The sequence below is a fragment of the Protofrankia coriariae genome (genome assembly GCF_001017755.1).
GTDB lineage: Bacteria > Actinomycetota > Actinomycetes > Frankiales > Frankiaceae > Protofrankia > Protofrankia coriariae.
In genome coordinates this window covers 120,960-125,258 of sequence record NZ_JWIO01000022.1, presented here as the reverse complement: position 1 = coordinate 125,258, position 4,299 = coordinate 120,960, and the positions used below count along the sequence as shown (strand labels likewise).

Annotated in this window: 3 protein-coding genes (1 of these 3 cut by a window edge); all 3 read right to left on the bottom strand. The window is 71.7% G+C overall.

The genetic code is table 11. The features are described from left to right. Positions 1-52: 52 nt before the first annotated feature. Positions 53-1,987 carry a DNA topoisomerase (ATP-hydrolyzing) subunit B gene (gyrB, locus tag FrCorBMG51_RS14690; protein WP_047223618.1) on the bottom strand — a complete coding sequence of 645 codons (1,935 nt, stop codon included), beginning with the start codon at positions 1,985-1,987 and terminating at the stop codon, positions 53-55. A gap of 461 nt (positions 1,988-2,448) precedes the next feature. Then, entirely contained in the window at positions 2,449-2,829 is a 381-nt protein-coding gene (locus FrCorBMG51_RS14680; RefSeq protein ID WP_254857717.1) for a DciA family protein, read from the bottom strand. Between the two features lie 512 nt (positions 2,830-3,341). Further along, positions 3,342-4,299 carry the 3' portion of a DNA replication/repair protein RecF gene (locus FrCorBMG51_RS14675; protein WP_047223616.1) on the bottom strand. Its footprint extends 452 nt past the window's final position, so the window shows 958 of its 1,410 coding nt (coding positions 453-1,410); the start codon falls outside the window, past its right edge; its stop codon occupies positions 3,342-3,344.

Sequence of the window (4,299 nt, the reverse complement as noted above, 5' to 3'; positions counted from 1 at the left end):
CCGCCGCCGGTCGGCTCGCCGCGGTGCCCGCGGCCGCGCGCCTCGCGGCCGGTCAGATGTCAAGGAAACGGACGTCCTTGGCGTTGCGCTGGATGAAGGAGCGCCGGGCGTCGACGTCCTCACCCATCAGGACGGAGAACAGCTCGTCCGCCACGGCGGCGTCGTCCAGGGTCACCTGCAGCAGGATGCGGCGGTCGGGGTCCATGGTGGTGTCCCACAGCTCGGTGGCGTTCATCTCGCCGAGGCCCTTGAAGCGCTGGATGGCGTCCTTGGGCAGTTTGCGGCCGGCCTCGATGCCGTGTTCGATCAGGCCGTCGCGCTCCCGGTCGGAGTAGGCGTACTGCCAGTCCTCCCGACCCCATTTGATCTTGTAGAGGGGCGGCTGGGCGAGGAAGACGTAGCCGGCCTCGACCAGCGGGCGCATGAACCGGAACAACAGCGTCAGCAGCAGCGTGCGGATGTGCTGGCCGTCGACGTCCGCGTCCGCCATCAGGACGATCTTGTGATAGCGGAGCTTGCTGGCGTCGAAGTCGTCGTGGATACCGCAGCCGAGCGCCTGGATCAGCGCCTGGACCTCGGTGTTCTTCAGCACCCGGTCGATACGGGCCTTCTCCACGTTGAGGATCTTCCCGCGCAGCGGGAGGATCGCCTGGAACTTCGAGTCCCGGCCGCCCTTGGCGGAGCCGCCGGCCGAGTCACCCTCGACGATGTAGAGCTCGCAGCGCTCCGGGTCGGTGTACTGGCAGTCGGCGAGCTTGCCGGGCAGGCCGGTGCCCCCGAGCAGGCCCTTGCGCCTGGTCAGGTCGCGGGCGGCGCGGGCGGCGATCCGCGCCCGCTGGGCGTCCAGCGCCTTGCTGACGATCGCCCGGGCCTCGACCCGGTTGGCCTCGAGCCAGTCCTTGAGCGCCGAGTAGCACATCTCCTGGACGAACCGCTTGGCCTCGCTGTTGCCGAGCTTCGTCTTGGTCTGGCCCTCGAACTGCGGCTGCGCCAGCTTCACCGAGATGATCGCGGTCAGGCCCTCGCGGATGTCGTCGCCGGCAAGGCGCTCGTCGGAGTTCTTGCCGTTGGACTTCGGGGGCTTGAGCAGGTTCTGGTCCTTGGCGTAGGCGTTGACCGCGCTGGTCAGCGCCGCGCGGAAGCCCTCCTCGTGGGTGCCGCCCTCATGGGTGTTGATGGTGTTGGCGAACGTGTAGACCGACTCGTTGTAGCCGGCGTTCCACTGCATCGCGAGCTCGGCCTCGATGCCGGTGCCCTTGGAGTCCAGCGAGATGACGGTCTTGTGGATCGGGTCCTTGCTGGCGTTGAGGTGCTCGACGAAGTCGACGAGCCCGCCGGCGTAGCGGTAGGTGACCTCGAGGGGCTCCTCGGGACGCTCGTCCCGCAGGTTGATCGTCAGCCCCTTGTTCAGGAACGCCATCTCCTGCAGCCGGCGGGAGAGGGTCTCGTACTTGTAGTCGGTCGTCTCGAAGATCGTGTCGTCGGCCCAGAAGGTGACGGTCGTACCGGTCTTCCTGGTGGGGGCGCCCTTGGCCAGCGGCGCGGCCGGACGGGTGTTCTCGTACGGCTGGAACCAGGTGAAGCCCTCCCGGCGGATCTCCACCTCGAGCCGGGTGGACAGCGCGTTCACCACGCTCACGCCGACCCCGTGCAGACCGCCGGAGACCGCGTACGACTTGCCGTCGAACTTCCCGCCGGCGTGCAGCGTGGTCAGGACGACCTCGACCGCCGGGCGCTTCTCCGTCGGATGCTCACCCACCGGGATGCCACGGCCGTTGTCGGAGACCCGGACACCGCCGTCGGCGAGCAGGGTCACACCGATCGTGTCGCAGTAGCCGGCCAACGCTTCATCCACAGCGTTGTCCACAACCTCGTAGACGAGATGATGGAGACCACGCTCACCGGTGGAGCCGATGTACATACCTGGACGCTTGCGAACCGCGTCGAGACCCTCAAGAACCTTGATCGAACTTGCATCGTAGGCCACGCGGTATGTCCCCTCGTCCTCAACTGCGCACAACGCGAGAAGCGTCTCCTGAGTCTACCTGGCATACCGACCAGAAGGACGCGGGGTGGCCCCTGGCATCCGCGCAGCGTCCCGAACAGCTTTCCATCGAACCCCCGTACACAGGGGTTACCCGCACGACGTCTGTGGGCGATCCGGAGACCCTGTGTGCGGGCCGCGGGCAACCTCCGGGACGCCCTGAACGTCCGGGATGCCCGCGACGCCCGCCTGCGGGCCGAGCGGTGTGGCCGGGTGCCCAGGCGGCCATGGCACAACGGCGCCGCCCGGGCACCGTCGGCGGCCGCGACGCCCGTCCGGCTGTCACTGTCCACAGGCCGCGGCCCGCGGACGCGGCCCCATGCGGCGCGCGGGCCGTGGGGCCGGCCGGCCACCACTGGCCCGACCTGCTCGAATCCCGATCCCGCCGAGCGGGGCCGGCCGGTTCAGCCGTAGGTGTCACGGGGGCCGCGCCCGCCGGGTGCCTGCAACGGGCCGTGCCGCCAACTCGGCGCGGTCGGCCCCCGAACGACGATCCGGCGCACGACGTCTGGCCCGAGCTCCGTGCGCAGGGTGGCCAGCAGCTGCCGGGACAGCAGCCGCAGCTGGGTCGCCCAGGCCGTCGACTCGGCGGCGAGTTCCAGCTCGCCGTCACGCAGGGAGACCGGATGGCAGCGTGCGGAGATGTTCGGGCCGACCAGAGCCTCCCAGCGGGCCAGCACCGACGCGTCCGTCGCCTGGTCCTGCCAGCCGCGTTCGGCAAGCAGCCGTTGCACCGTGGCACCCAGCGTGACCGGTTCGGCCCATTCCCGGCCGGGCGCGGCCATCCCGGGCAGCCGCGGCCGGCGCGCCGGNCTGGCGCGCCGGCCGCCGTGCCGGGTCGGACCGGCCGTCACCGCTGGCCGGCCCGTTACGGCCGGCCGCGCCATCGCCCTCACCCGCGCGCCCGCCACCGCGACCAGCCGCCCGTGCCCTCGCCCGCGCGTCCTCCTTTGCCCGAGCCAGGACGAGACGGGCGAGATCAGCCCCGCGCGCGGGCTGCTCGCCGGACCCGCCTTCGTTCTCGTTACGTTGAGCGATGTCGGCCTCGTTACCGCTGGGCGAGCGTCCGCGACGGCCAGCGACCGACCCGTGGTCAGCGGGTGGCGATCCGCTGTCAGACGTACCGTCGCTGGATGACTTTTTGTGGTCATCTGATGACGCCTGGCGCCTGTCGGGAACCGGCACATGGCCAGCGGATGCCGGCCCGCGGCGGCCGGTGGTAGCGGCCGCCGACCGATCGCCGGCGGTAGCCCCATCCGGGGTATCCGGGGCATGCAGAGCATGCAGGGCATCCGGGTCATCCGACACGGCTGACCTTCCCGTCCGCCACCGTGAACCGCGCCCCGGCCAGGGCGGCGGGCACGTCCGCCTCGACCGCGGCGGTCACCAGCACCTGCTCGGCCGAGCGGATCAGCTCCGCCAGCCGGTCACGACGATGCGTGTCGAGTTCGGCGAACACGTCGTCCAGCAGCAGGACCGGTTCGCGCTGGTCGTCCTGGAGCAGCTCGAACGACGCGAGCTTGAGCGCGAGAGCCAGCGACCACGACTCGCCGTGGCTGGCATAGCCGCGCGCCGGCCGCCCGCTGATCGACAGCAGCAGCTCGTCACGGTGCGGGCCGACCAGGGTCACCCCTCGTTCGATCTCCTGCTGCCGGACCGCGGCGAGCTCGGCGAGCATCGCCTCCGCCAGGACCGTCCGGTCGGGAACCGGCTCGCCACCGGCCTGACCGCCCACCGGGTCACCTGTCCGGTCACCTGTCTGATCAGGCACCGGGCCGCCGGCCCGCTCGGCCACGCGCGCGACCACGCTCGAGCGGTACTCCACACCGGTCAGCTCCCGCTCGCCGGCCGGTGCCGCCGCCGAACCAGCCACATCGGCCGCGGCGGCTGATCCGTCCGGCATGCCCGGCGCATCCGCTCCAGCCGGCATGTCCGGTTCCATCGTCGCGCCCGGTCCGGGCGGTGCGACCGGTCCAGGCTGCCCGGCCGGTACGGCCGACGGCCGGGGGGCCGGCGCGGACGCGACCGCTCGGTAGGCGGCCGCCACCCGTGGCCGCAGCTGTTCGACCAGCGCCAGCCGCGCGGCCAGCAGCTCGCAGCCGTGCCGGACCAGGTGGGAGTCCCACACGTCCAGGGTGCGCAGGTCACCGGCACGGCCGGAGCGCCGTGCCGCCCCGGCCGTCCGCAACAGCGTCGACCGCTGGCGCAGGACCTTGTCGTAGTCGGCGAACACACCGGCGAGCCGGGGGGTGCGG